Annotated in this window: 1 protein-coding gene; it reads right to left on the bottom strand. The window is 53.3% G+C overall.

Features of this window, described 5'->3' with window-relative positions; translation table 11 throughout:
- On the bottom strand, nucleotides 1-450 hold a 450-nt coding region (locus ACNOHI_RS24915), incomplete at its 3' end, for a hypothetical protein (protein ID WP_420477417.1).
- Nucleotides 451-688: the final 238 nt, after the last annotated feature.

The raw sequence follows: 688 nt of genomic DNA, 5'->3' as shown, positions 1-688 counted from the left end.
GTCTGCCATTGACTGTACGTGCTCTTGCTCTTGCTGCTGGAACTCTTCGTCAGTCAGACCAGACTCAGCAGCTTTCTTAGCTCGTGCGATGCTATCCGTGCGCCATTTGGCTAGAGAGTCGTATGCGGCGGCGGATACGTAACCATCCTGGTAGGCTTCGCGTACGAAGATGTTCTGCTTCTGTACAGCCTCATCTTTGGAAGCCATTGCATCTACTGCGCCCTGAGCATCCATAGCGCCGCGCACGGTGGCGGCTGCGGCGTTTTCTTTTACTGCTTCGTCAAACCCTACGCCGAAGTCCTGCACGAACCCGGACAGGGCAGCTAGGCGTTTTGCTTTGGAGGTATCAACAGACACCTCACTTACCGTTGACGGTAAGCTAACATCGTTGGACTGCAGTTGCACTCCCCCGATATTTAACCCCTGTCTACTGGGTTGAATCACAGGCATTTGACATTCCTCTTAAGTTACCAGGTATGAACTGAGCTGTTACCTTTACTCCCCCATAAATCATAGGAGGACGCCATGTTCTGAGTAGCCGCTGCACCACTTCCGGGTGTTGAGCTACCAGAATCAGTAGACGACGCAGCGTTACCGGCGTACTGCCCAACAGCGGATGCCCCGACACTCAACAGTGAGTTAAACATGTTATCGTACGGGTCCTCCATATCCATGTTAGCCAGGCCGC

This window comes from Noviherbaspirillum sp. ST9 (assembly GCF_048799745.1).
Classification (GTDB): domain Bacteria; phylum Pseudomonadota; class Gammaproteobacteria; order Burkholderiales; family Burkholderiaceae_D; genus Noviherbaspirillum.
The sequence above is the reverse complement of the archived record's forward strand: the minus strand, read 5'-3'. Positions and strand labels throughout refer to the sequence as shown.